Origin of the sequence: Bremerella sp. P1 (genome assembly GCF_028748185.1) — a bacterium.
Taxonomy (GTDB): Bacteria; Planctomycetota; Planctomycetia; order Pirellulales; family Pirellulaceae; genus Bremerella.
Map to the genome: position 1 here is coordinate 181,710 of NZ_CP118164.1, position 19,342 is coordinate 201,051.

Genomic DNA, 19,342 nt, shown 5'->3' on the forward strand with positions numbered 1-19,342 from the left:
CGCGTCCGTGGCAAGGCTTTCGGTTTCCATACGGCTCCCATGATTCGGCTTCCCTTTGCTCGCTACAATCCGATCGGAATCGATATCGGCTCGAAATCGATCAAGATGATCCAGTTCACGAAGGACTATGGATCGATCCAGGAAGCGACGTCGATCGAGCTTCCTGAAGGCGTCTCGGCCGACAAGGACTTCGACGCCTACCTGGAAAGTTTGAGCCAGACCCTTCAGAAAGCTCGAGTTGGCCGCAACTTCCGGGGGCACGACGCCGTCATCTGCATTCACCAACGTGACTTGTTTCTGCACAACATTCGCGTGGGCAAGAGCGACCCGAACGCGTTATCCAACATCGTTCACCAGGAAGCGGCGGACCGCATCCCTTATTCGATGCTCGACGCGGAAATCCGCTTTGTCGAGTCAGAAGATATTCGCCAGGGCGAACAGACTCTCCGCGAAGTCATCATCATGGCCTGTTTTCGGCCCAAACTCGAAGCGATTCTCGCGACGTGCGAAAAAAGCGGTTACCGTCCCGTTTCCGTCGACGTCGAACCGATGGCCATCTTACGTTCCTTTACAACGCAGCACCGACGTGAAGCCGACGAAGACGATCGCGTTATTTACATCCACGTCGGCTACACCAACACGTTGGTGATTATCGCCCAAGGCAAACAAGCCCTGTTTGTGAAATACATCGACGTCGGTGGACGCCACTTTGACGAAGCGGTCGCACGACAACTCGATATGAGCTTGTCCGACGCCGTCAACCTCCGCAAACACAATTCCGACCGTCGCCGCTCGCAGCAGACTCCAGAAGTCGAGCGTAGTGTCATCAACGCGATGCGAGACGAACTCGAACGATTGCAAACCGAACTTGCCATGTGCATCCGCTACCATAGCGTCACGTTCCGCGGCAAGCCTCTGGTACGCATGGTGCTCTCAGGTGGCGAGGCCACCGAATCTCTTCGCACAGAGCTTCAACGCGTCACCGGTATCGAAACCGAACTGGGCGACCCGCTAAGAATCTACGAATCGCCTCAGAACTTCGGTCGACGTTCGCAATGGGACGTTGCCGCAGGCTTGGCTACCCGGCAGTTGGGAGGATCGAAATGACTTCCGACGAAATCGAATTCTTGCCCAAGAAGTATCGCGAAAAACGCAAGAGCCACAACTTTCAGATCTCGCGTCTGTTTCTGATCGTTGCCATCGTTGCGAGTATGTCGGTCGTACTTCTATATCAACTCGCTTCGCTACACGCCGTGAACCGCCAGGTAGCTACCCTCGACGAGCAACACAACAAGGTCATGCAGTTGATGCAGGAAGTGGAACGTCGGCGAGTCGAAGTCGTCGAGAAACGTCACCACGCCAAACTGCTCACCTTCCTGGATCATTCCTATCCGAAGTCGCAGGTAATCGCGGCCATAGCCAATCCGCTTCCCACCGAGATCACGATCACTCGGCTTCAAGTCTCGGTTGAACAGGTTGCCAATGTGGGTACCAAGCCACCTTCGGAAAAGGGGAAGACAGCTGCCAAGGGTCATCCCATGGAGTTGGATCTCAAACAGTTGATTGACGAAGCGAAGTCGCATCGTTGTACCGTAGAAGTGGAAGGGACCACCGACGATACCTCTTGCTTGTACACATTTCTCGCCTCGCTGCACCAAGCCGAGATTATCGAATCGGCCAAGATCGAGTCGATTGATCCTCATCAAAAGACCGACGGAAGCGAGTTCTCCAATTTCACGGCCCATGTGAAAGTGAAACGCGGCTACCTGACGGACTTCGAGACATTGGTAGGACGAACCGTCGAAATCGCACCGAGTCAGGAGGGCATCCGATGAAGCTTCAACTACCCAAAAGCTCGACGCCAATCCTGCTGGTATGCCTTGGCCTGCTGGTAACCTTCGTGATGCTGGTTTACCTACCACTCAGCCGAAGCATCGCTGCCGCGCATGACTCGCTTGAACTCAAGCAGTCGCTCGTCAGCCAGGAAGGCTCTTTGCTAGCACAAATCGAACGGCATGCCCAAGAGTTGGAAGACGTAAAAAACTACACCCAGTCCTGGGAGGAAGTTCCCAATGCCAACTTCTATCTCAGCCAGATGCTGGGAGAGATATCACAGCATGCCAAGCAAGCCGGTACCGATGCACTACGCCTGGAGCCAGGCCAGGCAACCGAGATGCAAGCAGTGCAGCGCATCCCGGTGCGGCTCGGTTGCACTGGCACGTTTCAAGAGATTCATGACCTGATCGGCCGGATCGAGAACCTCCCGTATAAGATCTGGCTCCGCCGAGTCGAGCTAGCACCCAAGAGCGACCAACAGCGCGACCTTACCTGTGAGATGGAATTTGAGGCTTTTATCGTCTCGGTAAAGAATTCGCATTAGGAAGACTATTCCGTATTCCGATAACACGAAAGAAGAGATGCCCCGGTGTCTCATCCAAACCGTGAACATACAGAAAACAACCAATCAACTGACCAAAGAGATCAAACGGAATCCTGCCAAGGCAGCGGTTCTGGGTGGTTTGCTTTTGGTCGCCATCTGGTTCTGGTATCCCCTCGTCCAAAAATGGATGGGGAGTAGCTCCAGTTCCGTGGCTGCGAATTCAGCGGAAAATGACTTGGTAATCCCTCAGGCAGCACCGCTTCCCACCCTGGAAGAGCCTTCGGTCTCCAAGCAAGTTCCTAAAGGAAAGACAGACTGGCGGGCAGTCGCCCAGCAGATCAGCGACGATCCCTGGATGAAAGAGGGAACGTTGCCCAACGAAAACTTTGATCCGTTCTTCCCGGAAGAACAACCAGAGACAGTCCTGACCGCAACAAGCGTCGAGACAGATTCGACTCCCGACTTGGACGTTCCGCCTGAAACGGCTGGTTTGGCCGTCACTTCGGTGATCGTCGGTGGTCGAGTCCCAATTGCCCGAATCAATCATCAGAACTATCGCGTGGGTGACACCATTCGTGCCACCGACGCCAACATCCGCTACACGCTAGTCGACGTGCATTCGTGGGGAGTCACGCTGAAGGGAACTCAGCAACTCCACCAACTGCCCATCGACGAATCGCCGCTGACGACGAATCAAAGATTGGTCCTCCGCAACGGAAATTTGATTTCCCCCGAAAACTGAGATCCTCAATCGACATGGAAGTCGAATGAAAAAATTCCTTATCCTATCGCTGCTGCTGGTCAGTACCTCTGGCGGGATTGCCTTGGCAATCTTCCTGGAGTCGTGCGATTTATCTCAGTTTGAGCTGCCCGAGTTCCTGGCCCAACCATCTCAGGTCGATACGCCAGTCGAACCCAAGGCCGAAGTTGCCGCCAATAAGCCAAGTGTTCATATCGATCCAGCAGTGCGACCAGCCACTCAGATCGAACTCGAACCCCGCGTTACGCAGCAGTTCGATCTCGAAGCGATCAAGAAGACCTTGCAAGACTCGCAGGCCACCCAGCAGAAGATGGCCGACTCCCAAAACCGATCGTGGGAAGTGCTCAACAAGGCGATCGATTCCATGAAGGAAGTCGCCACTTCCAAGGTAGATGCCAGCAAGCCACAGCCGGAGATCGCACCGGTACCGCAAACGCAAACGACTACCACGCAGGCTCCCCTACCAAGCGAAGTAATCCCTGCTGATGGTGCGACTCCCAATGTCCTGCCACGCCCCTCGCAGCCTCGGATCATTCCCGATGAAGGGGACGACAAGCTGACGATTGTGATTCAAGACAGCGACATTCGCGAAGTCTTGGAACTGCTCAGCGAGCAAGGGCAACTCAATATTCTGCCGAGCCAAAACGTCCAAGGGACTGTCTCCGCATCGCTGACCAAAGTGGATATTCGCACCGCGCTTGCCGCCATCTTGCGATCGACCGGATACGTCATGCAGCAGGAAGGGGACTTCATTTACGTCGGCACGCCGGAAGACATGGAGAGCATGCAGCGTCTGCACGATCAGATCGGTACGCGCATCTATCGCCTGAAGTACATCCGGGCAACCGAGGTGCAAACGCTGATCACGCCTATGCTCACCGAAGGAGCTGGCACGATTAGTATTTCCACCGAAGCCAAAATCGGCATCTCTCCCGACTCGAACAACCCTGGCTCTGACGATTACGCCGGCGTCGAAACGGTGATCATCCGCGACTACGAACAAAACCTTGCCAAGATTGATCGAGCCATTCTTGAGATCGACTGTCGGCCGCTTCAGGTTGCGATCGAGGCGATGATCCTCAGCGTTCAACTCGATGACTCGCTCGACATGGGCGTCAGCTTCGAAGCTCTTCGCCAAAACGACCATATCCGACTGATCTCAGGCTTTCCACCGCAGAGCCTGGCCTCGTTGGATCTCGACGAAGGGGGACTCAAACTTGGCTACCTGGATGCCAACTTGTCTCTATTCGTCGAAGCTCTGGAAGGGGTTGGCGAAACCAACGTGATTGCGGCCCCCCAGCTGTTGGTTCTCAACAAACAAAAAGCCGAAATCCTGATTGGTGAACAGAAGGGCTACATCAGCACGACCGTCACCGAAACGGCCTCGACTCAATCGGTCGAGTTCCTGGAAGTCGGTACCCAGTTGCGTATTCGCCCCTTCATCACCAACGACGGCATGGTTCGTCTGGATGTGCATCCTGAAATCTCGACCGGTGAAGTTCGCGTCGAGTCGGGCCTTACCATTCCCGACAAGGAAGTCACCCAGGTCACGACCAACATCATGTGCCCAGATGGCCGCACGGTCGTGATTGGTGGTCTGATCAAAAGCAGCCAGACTAAAAGTGCCTTACAGATCCCTTACTTAGGCAGCTTGCCTGGGGCAGGGCTCCTGTTCCGCCAGAAATCGGAAGAGTTGGAACGCCAGGAGTTGATTGTTCTGATCACGCCACGCATTGTTGATCCGAACCATATTTCCGAAGACGGCGAGAAGGCTCGCGACTTGTTCGAGATTCAGCACGAATACAGTGCCGACAAGATGAGCCCGTTGAGCAAGCGACATATTGGCCGTAATTACTATCGCCTGGCCACCTCGGCCTGGGCCACCGGTGATGCCTATTCCGCACTACGTTACGTCAACCTGGCCATTCACTACGACAACACCCAGTTGGAAGCGGTCGCGCTGCGTGAGGAAATCATTAGCCAGACCGGCCTTGGTGATCGCACGGTTCATTCCCACTTGAAAGAAGGGCTCGCTCCGTGGAATCACCCCCACGGCGTGCAAGTTTCGCCGTGGCACCTCGACCAAATCGAAACCGGCCCTCCGATCACGCCAGGCTACCAACCGCCGGAATTGATTCCCAATCCGCGGGTCGTCCCCCATCAATAGTAAGTGCTCTCTATGTCCACACGTTCGGTCGCCTTGCTACTTCTGGTTACCTTGGCTGCTCAATGCATCGGCTGTGCTATTCCGCCGACCATGCGCGAGGCGTTCATGGATCCCGGTAAAGAGCAGCGAGAGCGGAAAGAAGAGATCCATCGCCTGGTCGACCAGCGGCATATTCAAACCCGACTTCAAGCGGCATCGGCCATGCTTGACGCAGGCCGCTTTGCCGATTGTGAGCGTGTTCTGGCAGAGATCGAAAAGATCGACCCCGGCTGCAAAGAGATGCAATTGATCCGCGGCGAGGCCCTGATGAGCCAGAACAAGTTTGCCGAAGCGGCCCTGCTTTACGAGAAAGTCCTCAAGACGCATCCGGCCGATGCGAACCTGCATCACTTGCATGCGATGGCACTTGAATTCTCCGGCGATTCGGTTGCGGCGATGATTGCCTTCCAACGAGCAGCGGAACTTTCGCCGGATAGTTCGCTCATCCAACTCAGCCAGATTCGCACGGATGCCCCTGGCACGACCACTCGCTGACCTCTAAGCTACGGACGATCCCGATTCGTCCACCTTATCGTTCCAGCCGTGCGTCATGAAGATCCTCGCACTCGAGCCCTACTATGGCGGCAGCCACCGTGCCTTCCTGGATGGCTGGATTGCGAAGAGCAGGCACACATGGACCTGCCTGACGCTGCCAGCTCACCACTGGAAATGGCGCATGCGTCACGCGGCGATCACCTTCTCCGAGCAGCTCGCCGCCATCAAAGAGAAAAACTTCGACGGGATTGTTTGCAGCGACATGCTCAACCTGGCTGCCTTTCGCGGTCTCGCCCCGCAGCCTATTGCACGACTGCCCGTGGTCGTCTACTTCCACGAGAACCAGCTGACCTATCCCGACGAATTCCGGACGCAGCGAGACTTCCATTACGCGTTCGACAACTTTCAAACTCTGCTGGCCGCGGACCAGGCCTGGTTCAACTCGGCCTACCATCGCACCGAATTCTTCGAGCAGAGCAGGGCGTTCCTCAAAAAGTTCCCCGACTACACCCTCGAGAATCGCCTCGATGAAGCGATGGAGAAGACCATCGTCGCACAGCCAGGCCTGCCCGAGATCCCCACCGGCGCTCGAGAACCCAACTTCGAGTGCCCGCACATCGTTTGGGCCGCTCGCTGGGAAAAGGATAAGAATCCCGAAGGCTTCTTCGACGCCATGTTCCAACTGAAAGCCGATGGTTTCCCCTTCCGCTTAAGCGTCGTCGGCGAGTCGTTCCGTGATTCGCCCCCCATCTTCGATCAGGCTCGCAAAGATCTGGCCGATCACATCGAGCAGTGGGGCTTTCTAACAAGTCACAATGATTACCTGCGTCTGCTCAGCAGCAGCGACATCTTCGTATCCACCGCCAAGCACGAGTTCTTCGGCATCTCAGCCGCCGAAGCCATCCTGGCCGGTAACTTGCCTGTGCTGCCGCACCGACTTGCCTACCCAGAACTCGTCGATAACCAGCCGAACCTTCTCTATGACGGCACGACTGCCGACTTGATTGCTCACCTTCGGAGACTAACAGAAGACCAGGCCTTTCAACAGGCCGCACGAAAACAGCAGGCCATGGCTGCAAGAAAGCTCGATCGATTGCGGTGGACGCAACTCGCTACCAACTATGACCAACGTCTGCAGTCTCTCGTAGAGAAGGCTCGATAGTTTGCAGCCCGCAAATACGCAAGTTATCATTTCAATACTCTCCCTTAACCCACTTCCCACCCGAAGAGCGACCTTCTCATGCTTCGATTTCTTCTGATTCTTGCTGTGGCATTGTCCAGCTATGCTGCCTTGCCATCGTCGACCTATGCCGCCGATACACCGCCGAATATCGTCCTCATCTTCATGGACGATAAGTAGAAGCCTGTTGATGAGATTGGCCGAAAACCTCGGCGAAACTGGCGGTTTCTTGGTGAAATTGCGGTACGTTCAAACTGTGGCAAACTTCGTCGAATTCAGGTCGAATGGTGCAGATTAACTACACTTTGCTACACCAAGTCCATCTCCTCATAGCCTTCATGTGGATTAGATGCAGGCCTTTTGATCTCCCTCTTGCAAATTAATGTCTCGCACGGCGAGCTAACACTCAAGTCATCAACGTGTCAGATGTCCGCTGCTTCTCTCCTCACCGGTGAAAAATATCTGTAATTGGCGCGGAGAGATTCTGTGTCAGGATGGTTCGTCATTATGCACGAACGAAGGCGAGTGCAAATCGCTGAGCCCTATCAGATTGGCAGCATCTGCTCCTTCACAAGCATGCCGCGGCGTTGTTTCAAAACCGACATGGAGGGCTGGTCCAAGGCAATAACATTCAAATAGAATGAATCGGGGTTTACACTAGTCTGCTTCGCATAGACATGAGACGGTTGATACTTTGGAGTCGTCCTTAGGCGGCTTAAAAAATCCGATTGAAAGACCGAGCAAATTAGGCAGTCTCCGAATCCACTCATTAGGTGGCAAACTGCGTCGATCGGGTGAATCTGCATCTTTGAATTTAGAACAGAGAATACGCCATGATTCGACAGCGACCTTTCATTGTTATCGCGTTTTGTTTTCTTCTCGGGCTACAGGTGCAATCCAATGCAACTGGGCAAGATCGGATTGTTCGCGCAGGTGCGGCAAAGCACTCGAACCCGAGCTATTCCATTACAACGATCCGTGATGCACACACAGACGCCAAGCCTGTGATTGTTGTTCAAAGCGAACTTGACAGGTTAATCGACGAAGACGGCGGAGGTGCGTGCCCGATCTCGGCCGCTCTGATTGCGATGCAGACCGTGAAGTCGATGGCGGGAGCGGCGTTGCATCCCCATCCACACCGCTACGCACTTCAATTGTTCCAGGAACAACCTGAGTTGAAGGAAGGGCGAATTCCAAATGACCGTTTTGTCAATCTCTTGAAGAAAGTTTCGGCGGCAGGAGAAAAGCTTGACGTCGACGTTGAGACGGTTTCCGCCACGAATAGCAAGCACACGGACACCGGACCTTATTGGTCTCAAACCGACGGACCAGATTTGTCGCTTAATCCAGGTGAGCTAAAGGTTCTCTCGTACACGGTCACCACGGCGAATGGCGTTTGGCTTGGCCGCCATTTTGTTCTGCTGAAGAGTATGGAAGGTGAACAGGTGCGTGTCCTTGATCCTACTCGTCCCTTCAAAGATTACCAATACGGAATTCGATTCCATGGCGACGATGCCGCTCCGAAGGCAAACGTTATTTTGGACAACCTATCGCGCAATGATGAGAACGAGCCGATCTATGAATTGAATACCGTCTTTACGATCAAGGTCGCTGGTGCGTGGGACCATATGAACAATTCGTCGTCGGCCTCAGTCGACCAGATTAAGACCGAAATCGACCTGCTCGCGAAAGAGCTTCAAGCCGAAAACAAGCTTACCTCGCCGAAAGAGTGGCGAAGACGCGGTGCTAGATTCGGATTGCCAGGATTGGACCTGCCCACAACGGTAGGCGGCAGCGACTGGTCCGCCGAACAAATGCTTGAGATCTTTCGTCACGCCGGGCGTTACAACCTAAACCTACGCGATGTTGTTGGTGGCGCTCACGGTAGACCGGCTATCAAGCTTGAATCTGAGTTTGCCAAAGAGGCCATACACGATCTGATTGGCGGTCGCGCTTACTTTGCGGTAGCTATCACGGAAGAAGGAGCAGGCACTCACACAAAGAATATTCAAAGTCGAGCAATCAGAGACGGCGATGGCTTCAGGCTCACAGGATCAAAGCTTTGGAACGCCCGGCTGCGACAAGCAACGCACGTGGTTCTATACGTGCAGGCTGCCAACGGCAGGCCGGGCAAACAGACCGCGTTTCTATTGCCGATCAATCACCCGGGTTTGGAGATTGTCGATCGGTATGCACATGGGCTTACAGGAAATTCATTTGGCGGACTCAATTTCGATCAGATGTATGTTGGCCCGGAGCACTTAATCGGTGAGGACGGCGACGGTGGTGATCTTTTTGAGGAGCATTTCCTCTACTGGCGATTGATGCAGTCGGCAGCGGCGATCGGATGTGGTGAACGAGCGTTGGAGGTCATGGCTGAGCGGATTCGAGAACGCGAAGCCTTTGGTGGTCCGATCGGACGGTTTACTCATCTTCAGCAACCTATCGGCGAGCAACTCACCAAGCTCCGCATGGCATTGGCTTTGTCTCGCGAGGCTGCACGCTACTTTGACCAGGGAAACTATGACGCCGCGGAGCCATTGGTTAATGGAATCAAAGCAGAGGGTGTCGAATTCGCACTGGAAGCTTGCGATGCTGCGATGCGTGCACACGGTGCCCTCGGCTACAGCCGAGAGGTAGACCTGGGCGATCGAGTCCGCGACCTGATGGGGCTACGAATTGCTGATGGAACAACCGACGTCATGCGGATGACAGTCGTCCGAGATGCCTTCGGTCACGATCTCTGGCAAATGGCTATCGAAGACGGTGGAGATTGATCGCGATGAAGAAGAAAACCAGACACTCGAATAAATGATTTCACGAGTCTGTAGGTGCACGCGGTTGGCACCGAGTCGATGATCTGGTGGATCAATTCTGGACATTTGGTGATTGAATTTCTCTTGCGAAAACTGATCTAGATATCCGATCCGCGGTTGTCCATGCTGTCAGACGAGAAGAATCATCTTCGATTGATTTGATTTGGGCACGCTATCGGACTTGCAGAAGTAGTAGCCAGACGGACTCGGGGACAGCGGCTTGTCCAACCCCTGCAAATTGGAACGAAGCGCAATCGCAGCGGTTTCCCTTCATAACGGCTGGTGTTGGTGACACTGGTCGGTTCCTCCTATGTCACGTGAAATTCAAAGGCCGTTATTCTGACGGTTTGGCCGCTACCCGCTACCTACCTCGGATGGCGTGAGAAGCAAGGCCTGCAGCAACGAGTTGCTCGGATGTAGCTGCACAAACGTCGAAAAGACAAAAAACTGGGCGGTAAGAGTGGAGCGGCGCTAACCGATTCCAAGTTTATCGACAACTCTTTGCCATTCCTTGCTCAGACTTGGGTTAAGGCGGCTAGTGAATTTGCCAAATGGCTAGAGTCTCATTGATTCCAACACCGAATTCGCCACGACGCGTACAACGGACGGAATCTCGTCCATCGTCGCTTTCCATGACCATGTTCTATCGGTGACAAACTCCAGGACAATATCCTCATCCAGCACATCCCCACGTGCGACTTCGACGAGGAACATCGACATTTCTTTTTCCAGCACGAACACGACCTGTTCGCCTGGGGCAAGCTGATTTGTTGTCGATTGCTGCAACAATCCAACATTACCACCGGCCTCTGAAACAGATGGCTTTCCAGGAAACTTTGGCTTTTGCCGGGGTGGAGTATATGTCCAACCAAGCCGGACATTGTGCACCGATACCTGCCTGTCAGATTCATTCTTGATAACGAATTCAAGAAGTTCGTGATCGAGGCCAATTGGTCTTATCGCATGGGCTTTGACATCTATCTTTAGTCCCTCGGCCGAGGGCTCCTCCACCGGCACATCTGCTTCCGGCAGTCGATACGAAATCGCATCATGTTTGAAGATGGCGATGTTCTCATCAGTCGCGAGCCAAAGATGCTGGTCGCCGTCGCAAACCCCGATACCGCTTAAGTCCTCGACGTTGGAGTTGACGTGAATCAGTAAATCTGCCGCCTCATGCTCCTCTAACCGGACAGGTAGCGTTCCACGGATCGTATCGCAAGACTGGTGTGCGCCCCTCCTGCCATCTGGACCCCACTGTATCCACCAACTCGTGATGTAGATCGCTCCCTTTCCATTGTTGAACAACTGTATCTGCGCCTGAAGCTTTCGCCGGTTCCATACCGGATTAACGCACACTTTCAGATTACGACTGCCCTGATGCTTCAGCTCGTTTAAGATATCCACCTGTTCGCGAAGCAGTATCGTGTTTTCCTCTCGGAAGAATGCCTCCCTGATCGTCCTGTTCCTCTCTTGTAGGAGCAGTGTTTCAATATGTAGCGCACCCCACGGTTGTCGAATCTCGATGGCAGTGTCCGCCTGTTTCGCCTTCCAGCCTTCGAACCATTCAGTTTCCTCGATACTCATATCGACTGGAAGGCAAAGCGTCCAGCTTTTGGCTTTAACCTTGTTGCTGTCGCGCACCGTGGCAAACGAATTACGAATCTGCCCCTTCTGGGCATCATCGATCTTGCCGGGGAAATACTTGACCTGAAACACTTCGATCCCATCGGAGTCGCTAAGTTCCCCCTCGAAGGAATCCAAGCCACCATCGCCTTTGACGATTCGGATGCGCTGGGAATTCGGTTTCTCCACATGAATCAGTTGGCTGACCATGTCCTCGAATTTCTCGCGTGCCCCTGCCATACCCCATAGGGTTTGCAGATTCGCCAGCTTAATAGCCAATACCGGCTCCTTTCGTTGATCAAATGTTCCTAATCTCCTAGTTCGACATAATAGCATCTTCGAAGAGCCACCGATGCGGGAATGCCAAGTGCGGTGTCCGGACGGAAACACTTGCAATCGAGATATACAGATCTTTCAGGCATTCGGATCTTTGCATCCAATGCCACAACTCGCTCTTTTTCACGCACGTGTATAACGTGCACCAATAAGTAGCCTGTGAATGGGCAAATACTATCCAAGATGGAGACATGGTGGCTGCTTCGAACAAATCGACCGAACAGAGAAACGATCATGTGTTTGATGGTGAATTCTGGTTCGTCCAGTGCTACATCCATCAAGCATTCGTTAACATTTCAGTTTGTTTTTTACTCCTTAGGGATCATTACGTGAGGATTCGTGTCGGCTTGGAGCAGTATACACTTTGTACTACCACAAGTCTTTTCTAACTTAAATGGCGGAAATGAGCGGTGCTTAGTTTATACACGTGACGCAAGGCTTGATCTGCCAATTCTTGCCGGCTAATCTTTTGTCGAATTATCTTGTTCACCACGAATTCAATCGCGCAAACACTTTTTCCCGTCGAGTCCCGGACAAGCTGTGATTTATAAGACTAGCAAGAGGAACTGATCGCATGACTCTATTACAGAAGATTTACGAATGGTCAGTCACGCTGCCACCATGTTTGCGAGATGCGATCCGGCGTTTGCTCAACTCAACTGATTTGTCCGATGACGACTATGACGATCTATTTGCTCTACTCAAACTAGAAGCTGGCATCGCAGATCCTAAGGGCCGTAAATCCGAGCCGCTCGAGAAGAAACACCTGCCGTCGACGGTCGTACAAGGAAATTCAGCCCGTCTGCTGTCACTCCAGAACCTAAAGAATGTCAATCGAATTGCCGCAAACCAGAAGGTTACATTCGAGCCTACGGGATTGACCGTTGTTTATGGGGATAATGGAACAGGCAAATCCGGATACTCGCGCGTGCTTAAAGTGGCCTGTCGGGCGAGAGGGGAGAAGGCGATCGTTTTGCCTAATGCACACCTCCCAAAAGCGACAAAAGCAGTTCCAGAAGCTGAGATAGTCTACGAGATGGGCGGAACAACTACGAAGGTCAAGTGGACGGAATCAACGCATGATCATCCCGAACTATCAACGCTGTCCGTCTTTGATTCACATTGTGCGCGGGCATATCTCGATGCCGAGCAGGATGTAGCATACCTGCCATATGGACTCGACATTGTTGAAAACCTTGCGAACACAGTGCTGCCACAGCTTAATGATCGACTTAGAGAGGATTTGGCGAAATGTGTTGTTGACCACACACAATTTGACGAACTGAAAGGCAAGACAGAGATTGGCGAGATTGTTTCCAGATTGTCGGCTAAGACAGACACATCGAAAGTCGAGGCACTTGCAACAATCAATGAAAGCGAGATGGCGCGGCTAGCAGAACTACGCGTTTCCCTCGGCGAACAGAATCCGAAACAGAAGGCACTACAGCTTCTCCGTCTTGTGGAACGAATCAATCGAATCCGAGACAGCATCAATATTGCGATTAAGGTCGTCGACTCACTGGCTTTGGAAAGATTGAAAGCATTGGTCGCTTCGACAGATTCTGCGATCGCAGCAGAGAGGCGGGCAGTCGAAATATTTCATGCCAATGAAAGCCTCCTTCCAGGAACAGGTGGTGAGGAGTGGCAGATCCTCTTCGAGGCGGCACGAACGTTCGCCACAATAGCCTATGCGGATTCTGACTTTCCGAATATGAATACTGACTCTCGTTGCCTTCTCTGCCAACAAGAGCTGACCGATGGAGCGATGCGACTCCAACGATTCGACAACTTCGTTAGAAACAATACGGCAATGGTGGCGAGTTCGAGGAGAGCTAGTTTGAGGACACTGATAACTTCCATCGAGAACTCAAACGTGACTTTCTATCCGGAGCCGTCATTAGTCGAAGAAATCGAGCAACTTGATTCCACACTTTGCCGAATTCTTCAAGAGTTTGAGAGATCACTTGCGAGTCGGCGAAAGTGGATGCTTGATAGTGTAGTTGATGCAGAGTGGACGAATGAGGTAACTACATCCGAAGATCCGCGTGGCCATCTTGTCGCATTTGTCGACGCACTTAAAGCCGAAGCCGCCTCGCATGAACTTGCTTCCAATGAAGATACTCGAAAGGCGCTAGAATTAGAACTCGCTGAGTTGGAATCGCGAGAGAAGTGCCAGAGGAAGAAGCATCAGATTCTTGAAGCGATCAAGAAACTCCAATTGGCGGCTGCTTTGGAGTCTTGTCGCAAAACCATTCGCCCACTTCCTTTCACCAAGAAAAGTAAGGAATTTGCAAACGACACGGTAACGGATGCCTTGAGCAACGCTCTGAACAAAGAGTTTGAGTCTCTCGGACTCGGAAATTTGAAAACGAAGCTTAAGAGCCGGGCGAAGGACGGAAAAACGTATCACAAGATTGTTCTTGACGTTCCGACGGCCTACAAATTGTCAGAAATTCTTAGTGAGGGTGAACTACGTGTCTTGGCTATTGCCTCATTCCTTGCCGAGTTATCTCTTGCAGAGCACTCGGGCGGCATAATCTTCGACGATCCAGTTTCTTCACTTGATCATTTCCGACGAGCGAGGGTAGCCAGTCGTCTAGTCGAAGAGTCGACAAAACGTCAGGTCGTTATCTTTACTCACGATACGGTCTTTTTAGCTGAGTTGCGAGGGATTGCAGAACGTCAGAGTCTACCTGCAAAGTTTTATCACTTAGAATGGACTACCGCGGAACACTCGGGATATTGCATCGAGGGATTGCCGTGGCATCACCAGGGATTCAACGATCGCATCGACAAATTGGAGCAAGAGCAAAAGCGGCTACAGAAAGAGTGGACGCCTGTGCCCAACAGTCAATTATGTGACAGAATGAGAAATGCTTATAGCCACTATCGTGCTACCATTGAGCGATCGATCGAAAGCATCTTCCTACATGGAATTGTTCGTCGATTTGATAACTATATACCAATCGCCAACATGAAGAAGATTGTCGCCCTTACCCCATCTGAAATCGCTGAGTTAGATCGCCTATTCAAAGTGGCTTGTGACGTTACGAATGCACATGATCCCGCTACCGGTGCCAATCGTCCTCCACCTGATCCATCGGAGTTTGAAAAACATATCAAGGAGTTGAAGGCACTGGTCGATGGCTTTAGGGCAAGAACGTAAGAAAGCGATTCACGATTTCGAGAACTACAATAATGCAATCCCGATGGCCGTGCTCAACTGTTGCTATCGATGTAATGTGACTCCGGGATAGATAGCCAGCAAGACGAGGCTTTTGGAATTAAGTGCCTCGGTGTTCATCGGAAATTATTCACAGTTGTAATTTGCTTAGTCGTGGACACAACCAAGTTGAATTTCACTTTCATAGTAAATTTCGCAACTCATTACACTTGCTCGGGTTACACGAATCTATTCCGGTACGCAAATATGGTAAATGCCCCAGAACAATGCATTGAGCCGTATGTAGCGACGATTTGTGACCTATAAACGAAAAACACGAACTCCTGTTCATCTCTTTGGGCAAAGGCAGAACTGGGAGGCAGGTTCTTCGCTCTATTGGTAACTCAGATCCTGGCGAAGATCGGAAAACGCCCGTCGATGCATCGAGTAAAATCTATCCAATGGGTCCGTCTGCTGCACCGCTAAAATGATATCGCCTTGACGCCGGCAATCAGAAGCAGAATGGCAATTTCGAAGGAAACGGCAAAGAGTTCTGTTCTTGAGTTCGCCAATAAGAAATCTGCATAAATACATAAGAATTTCCTCCAACTCGGTGAAGAGCCTTGGAGGATCGGCATGGGCCGACTGACGAAATAGAAGCCAGGCTCAACGATTGATTGAGCCTAGTGATAAATAAGCGATATATGCCTCGGACGTTATCGTTAGGCAGCCCGCTCGTCGGAAGTGGGTATTTTGCCGTTTGCCGCCGAACCTGCTTTGGCATTCCCACGGCGCGAACGGAAGTCCAGTACTGCCTCGCCGTTATCCACAGCGAACTTGGAGAGTGCCAACTTCAGGCCGCGAGGCGAGTAGTCGAGTTTTGCCGCGACATCTGTAACCAACATACCTTCGGCGAGCATCTTTTTTGCACGCAAAAGTTTCAATTGTCGTCGATCCGCAGCGGTCGGAACGGGCAAGACTCGCTTCTCATGCCACCATTTAATCGCTTTCGCGACCGTGGTGCCTGATACCCCTAATTCCTTACCAATTTCCAAATTGGAATGCCCTGCGATCATGAGTTCATGCACCTGGTTGGCGATTTCCATGTACGAGGGGACTTTAATTTGCTTGGATTCCAGCTGTCTTCGGCGTCGCTTGTTATTGGGACGCGGCAATCCGCGTTTATCGTGCCAATGTTGGATTAGCTTGGTAACGTAGGATGGAGAGCAGTCCATTTGCTTGGCGATCGCCTTATGAAGAAGGCCATCATCCCAGAGTCGTTTAGCCGTTTCCGATTGCTCGTCGAGCGGGTCAACCTTTTTGAAGTCGATCGTCACTTCCTGAACGGTGTTAGAGTCCGTACAACAAACTCCGGTCAATTCCTTGACAACAAAACCGGCGACATCAATCCGCAATTGTCCCTGCAGCCAACCCTTCGCTTTACTACGTTCCCCCATCTGCTGCACTTCGATTTTGCCCTGAATAATGCCTTCCATCGATAGGCGAATCTTACGAAGCAAGGATTCGTCCTTGGATGTTAGCCCCTGTTGTATCAATTCTCTTGTTGCGTCCAGGAACTCGGCAACCTGTTCACGGCTCGGCGTCGGAGGTGGTGACTGCTGTGCGGCCTCGACGGAGTTTAGACGGGCGAGCACGTCATTTTGTTGTCGGCGAAGATCCTTGAGGATCAGCATGGTTTGACGCTGTTCATCCTCGGAAACCCCAGGGTTACGACGATTGAAGTCGATGGTGGCTTTGAGCTCGGCCGCCTGTTTTTTTAGGGCCTGCAGAATATAAGGGTCCTCTTTCTGCAATTCTGCGGAACGACGGACGCATTCCTCGATTACCGAATCAATAAGTTCTTCTGAAGGTCGGATCCACTTTAGAAGATGATCGCACGTCCGTTGCAGAGCCAGTTTCCGATTCAAGTGAGTAAAGATCGGTCGACTATTTGCTTCGATCCAGCGGCAACAAGGACACAGCAACACGCGACCATTTGCCCCCCCGGCGGCAAGTCGGCGACCGTGCTCTGGACACTCAAACAGACCTTGCAAGAGGCGAGGTCCTTTATCATGGTCCCGTGTCGTAGGTTTTCGCCCCGAATTGCTTGTTTCGGCAGCAAGCAGCGTTTGAGCAGCATGCCAGCACTCGTCCGGTATGATTTGTAGATCGTCGAAATGGGCTTCCCTCAATGGGGCTTGTCGGGGAATTTGAGCAGCATAGTCCTTCTTACTCTTCCACTTGGTCTCCGTCGCCCCATAGGCCCACCAGCCGCGATATATTGGATTGGATAGGTGTTTTCGCACCAAAGCATGAGTCCAAAGGCCGGTGATTGAATTCTCCGGGGCAGGGGCGTTCTCGTCCGCGTTGAGCGTCCTTGCAATCTCCGCAATGCTGATCCGATCGACCACATACCAGTAAAAGATCTGAACTATCCATTGAGCGGATTTAGGGTCAATAACGATCCTTCGTCGCGGACGCTGCCGCCTCGTCACCTCACCTTCAACGATTTCACCGGCGTAGCCGAGGGAAAGGGTCGTATGGACCATCTGCCTGTCGAACAGCCCTTCGTGCGATGCATTAATATGCGCCCCATAGACGCGGACCTGCGCCTCATCAACGTTGGCCAACGCCTGTAAGGTCGTTCGCCAGTTATCCCCGTCGGCGGTGTCGATATGCGATTTGACGAAGATTCCACGAATGCCTCGCTCGACCAATTCCTCTTCAACAAACTGCAAGCACTTGTAGGCTCGTCGGTAGAGTCGAGCCGTGGTGAAGATCATCAGCGTTTGAATGTTTCCAACTTCTATCATCTCCCTGAGCGCCAAGAGGCCAGGACGCCGTTCTTGAAACCCACGTACTGCAAGGTCGAAGAAAACGTTCTCGCGCGGGATATAGATGTTCAACCGCACGGCATCCTGGAGGATCGATCGGAGTTGATCTGCAATTGAATCCTGGAACCTTGACGAGAAGCGAGCGTAGGCTGCGCCGATACTATCGGCACCTTCTCGCGAGATTTTCGTGTTGTAGTCATCCAGCAGGGCGTCGATCTCTTTGACCGTCTTTGCATAGAATTGCTCCTGTTGACGACGAATCTCCTCCTTTGTGCGCTTCACTTTCTTCCGCTTTGTCGGAGCCGTCGTGCCCTTGACGGTCGTTGCAACGGCCTTTTCGCTGAAATCATGAAACCGTTGCTCAAGCTTGGCCGCCACCAAATTGGACTGCATGTCTAACTTCCCGTGAATCATGGAGATGCACGGCTTGCCACAGAATGCTAGCAGGCGACTACCGGGCCGCGGCTTCGCAAGCCGTAGCCGAAGTCTAGAAACGAATTGTCGCGTGACGGTCGCCTGACGCGACAATTCTCCAATCCGAAAACTTCCTTAATAACTAAATTGAACGCGAGGTGTCGTGCTGCGCATTGACCTGCCCTTACAATCGAAACGACTTTGGCCAGCCCTTAGCCGTTGAGGACAACGCTTTAAACCATCAAGCATGCGACGTGGGAGTATGTCGATGGGGAGGCGTCGCTTCGTTCTCGCATTGAGGAGCTACTGGATCAGAGCAGACAGAGGGTATCCAAGCCATGAATCGCTAGTTAAGCGAACCACATAGAACAGACCGATCGCAAGTATCAGGGCGGCTCGGATGTGGGGCCAGGGCAAGTGCTTGGCCCTCTGGGAGACGTTTGTTAATCGCTCTCCAAATAGCTGAAGGCAGAGTCCTACGCCGGAAAGGGACGTGGCGATTCCTGCGGCAAAGAGGGCAATGATTCCATACGCCACCCACGGCTGGCCGGTGGAAAGGCCTGTGAAGTATGCGACCAACGCCGATGGACAAGGCAACAATCCGACCGCGATACCCAGCAAAGCGGTTGTCGAGAAGCTACTTTTGCTGGAAGACTTCTTCATTGAATCGTCTGATTCGGAACTGACGAGGGCCCCAAGTTGGACTAAGTCGTGGTGCTTGCAGCCAGAGTCATGCGAATGGTGATGGCAGCAAGCCGTTTTCTTTCCCGACATTGCCTTCCACAGCATCCAAGCACCTACACAAAGAACCAGGCCAGCACTGATCCACTGGAGCAAGTCGGACACGAAATGCTCGTGATGGTGGTCACCAGCTACAACGTGGTGGGTTAAGTGAACTGCAAAGGCAATCGCAAACAGGGAAATCGAATGGGAAAGTGCCGTACTCAATCCCATGACGACCGGGTGCCAGAGACTCCGTTTTTCTCCGGCCAGATATACAAGCATGGCCGTCTTTCCGTGGCCAGGTTCCAGGGCGTGGATCGCTCCCAACAGAAAAGCAAATCCGAGAGTTAGTTCGTGCGTGTGGTTATGCATCGTTTTATCCTGGTCGGGTACGCTCGGGGCGATAGGCTAC

Annotated in this window: 12 protein-coding genes; 9 read left to right on the forward strand and 3 right to left on the reverse strand. The window is 52.6% G+C overall.

What is annotated here, in order from left to right:
• Positions 1-39: 39 nt before the first annotated feature.
• From pilM to PSR63_RS00835, 8 genes are all read left to right on the forward strand, one after another.
• Positions 40-1,107, forward strand: coding sequence for a pilus assembly protein PilM (gene pilM / locus PSR63_RS00800; protein ID WP_274329891.1), 1,068 nt, complete (start codon positions 40-42; stop codon positions 1,105-1,107).
• Positions 1,104-1,835: a hypothetical protein gene (locus tag PSR63_RS00805; protein WP_274329893.1), complete on the forward strand. Its 732-nt coding sequence runs from the start codon at positions 1,104-1,106 to the stop codon at positions 1,833-1,835. Before pilM ends, PSR63_RS00805 begins: the two co-directional genes overlap by 4 nt.
• Positions 1,832-2,380: a type 4a pilus biogenesis protein PilO gene (gene pilO / locus PSR63_RS00810; protein WP_274329895.1), complete on the forward strand. Its 549-nt coding sequence runs from the start codon at positions 1,832-1,834 to the stop codon at positions 2,378-2,380. The genes PSR63_RS00805 and pilO overlap by 4 nt, the downstream gene beginning before the upstream one ends.
• A 37-nt stretch (positions 2,381-2,417) precedes the next feature.
• A complete protein-coding gene (locus PSR63_RS00815; protein WP_274329897.1) occupies positions 2,418-3,122 on the forward strand; it encodes a hypothetical protein in 705 nt (234 codons plus the stop codon).
• 25 nt (positions 3,123-3,147) lie between these two features.
• Positions 3,148-5,307 (forward strand): hypothetical protein, encoded by a 2,160-nt coding sequence (locus PSR63_RS00820; RefSeq protein ID WP_274329900.1) that lies wholly within the window; start codon positions 3,148-3,150, stop codon positions 5,305-5,307.
• Between the two features lie 12 nt (positions 5,308-5,319).
• Positions 5,320-5,841 (forward strand): tetratricopeptide repeat protein, encoded by a 522-nt coding sequence (locus PSR63_RS00825; protein ID WP_274329902.1) that lies wholly within the window; start codon positions 5,320-5,322, stop codon positions 5,839-5,841.
• Between the two features lie 55 nt (positions 5,842-5,896).
• Positions 5,897-7,003, forward strand: coding sequence for a tRNA-queuosine alpha-mannosyltransferase domain-containing protein (locus tag PSR63_RS00830; RefSeq protein WP_274329904.1), 1,107 nt, complete (start codon positions 5,897-5,899; stop codon positions 7,001-7,003).
• A gap of 851 nt (positions 7,004-7,854) precedes the next feature.
• On the forward strand, positions 7,855-9,798 hold the full coding sequence (locus PSR63_RS00835; protein WP_274329906.1) for an acyl-CoA dehydrogenase family protein: 1,944 nt from the start codon (positions 7,855-7,857) through the stop codon (positions 9,796-9,798).
• A 594-nt stretch (positions 9,799-10,392) separates the two neighbouring features.
• On the opposite strand, the gene PSR63_RS00840 is transcribed toward PSR63_RS00835, so the two are convergent.
• Complete coding sequence (locus tag PSR63_RS00840) at positions 10,393-11,739, reverse strand: hypothetical protein (protein ID WP_274329908.1); 1,347 nt, start codon at positions 11,737-11,739, stop codon at positions 10,393-10,395.
• Between the two features lie 631 nt (positions 11,740-12,370).
• Between PSR63_RS00840 and PSR63_RS00845 the strand changes: the two genes are divergently transcribed.
• Positions 12,371-14,962, forward strand: coding sequence for an AAA family ATPase (locus PSR63_RS00845; RefSeq protein ID WP_274329910.1), 2,592 nt, complete (start codon positions 12,371-12,373; stop codon positions 14,960-14,962).
• A 719-nt stretch (positions 14,963-15,681) separates the two neighbouring features.
• On the opposite strand, the gene PSR63_RS00850 is transcribed toward PSR63_RS00845, so the two are convergent.
• Positions 15,682-18,186, reverse strand: a complete 2,505-nt coding sequence (locus PSR63_RS00850; protein WP_274329912.1) for a recombinase family protein — start codon at positions 18,184-18,186, stop codon at positions 15,682-15,684.
• 324 nt (positions 18,187-18,510) lie between these two features.
• A complete protein-coding gene (locus PSR63_RS00855) occupies positions 18,511-19,302 on the reverse strand; it encodes a HoxN/HupN/NixA family nickel/cobalt transporter (protein WP_274329914.1) in 792 nt (263 codons plus the stop codon).
• Between the last annotated feature and the right edge of the window lie 40 nt (positions 19,303-19,342).

Bases quoted from the DNA above. Each gene is read 5' to 3' on its own strand.
- PSR63_RS00830 (WP_274329904.1), top strand. From the start codon at position 5,897: ATGAAGATCCTCGCACTCGAGCCCTACTATGGCGGCAGCCACCGTGCC.
- pilO (WP_274329895.1), top strand. From the start codon at position 1,832: ATGAAGCTTCAACTACCCAAAAGCTCGACGCCAATCCTGCTGGTATGC.
- PSR63_RS00850 (WP_274329912.1), bottom strand. From the start codon at position 18,186: ATGCAGTCCAATTTGGTGGCGGCCAAGCTTGAGCAACGGTTTCATGAT.
- PSR63_RS00815 (WP_274329897.1), top strand. From the start codon at position 2,418: ATGCCCCGGTGTCTCATCCAAACCGTGAACATACAGAAAACAACCAAT.
- PSR63_RS00835 (WP_274329906.1), top strand. From the start codon at position 7,855: ATGATTCGACAGCGACCTTTCATTGTTATCGCGTTTTGTTTTCTTCTC.
- PSR63_RS00855 (WP_274329914.1), bottom strand. From the start codon at position 19,302: ATGCATAACCACACGCACGAACTAACTCTCGGATTTGCTTTTCTGTTG.
- PSR63_RS00805 (WP_274329893.1), top strand. From the start codon at position 1,104: ATGACTTCCGACGAAATCGAATTCTTGCCCAAGAAGTATCGCGAAAAA.
- PSR63_RS00845 (WP_274329910.1), top strand. From the start codon at position 12,371: ATGACTCTATTACAGAAGATTTACGAATGGTCAGTCACGCTGCCACCA.
- pilM (WP_274329891.1), top strand. From the start codon at position 40: ATGATTCGGCTTCCCTTTGCTCGCTACAATCCGATCGGAATCGATATC.
- PSR63_RS00825 (WP_274329902.1), top strand. From the start codon at position 5,320: ATGTCCACACGTTCGGTCGCCTTGCTACTTCTGGTTACCTTGGCTGCT.
- PSR63_RS00820 (WP_274329900.1), top strand. From the start codon at position 3,148: ATGAAAAAATTCCTTATCCTATCGCTGCTGCTGGTCAGTACCTCTGGC.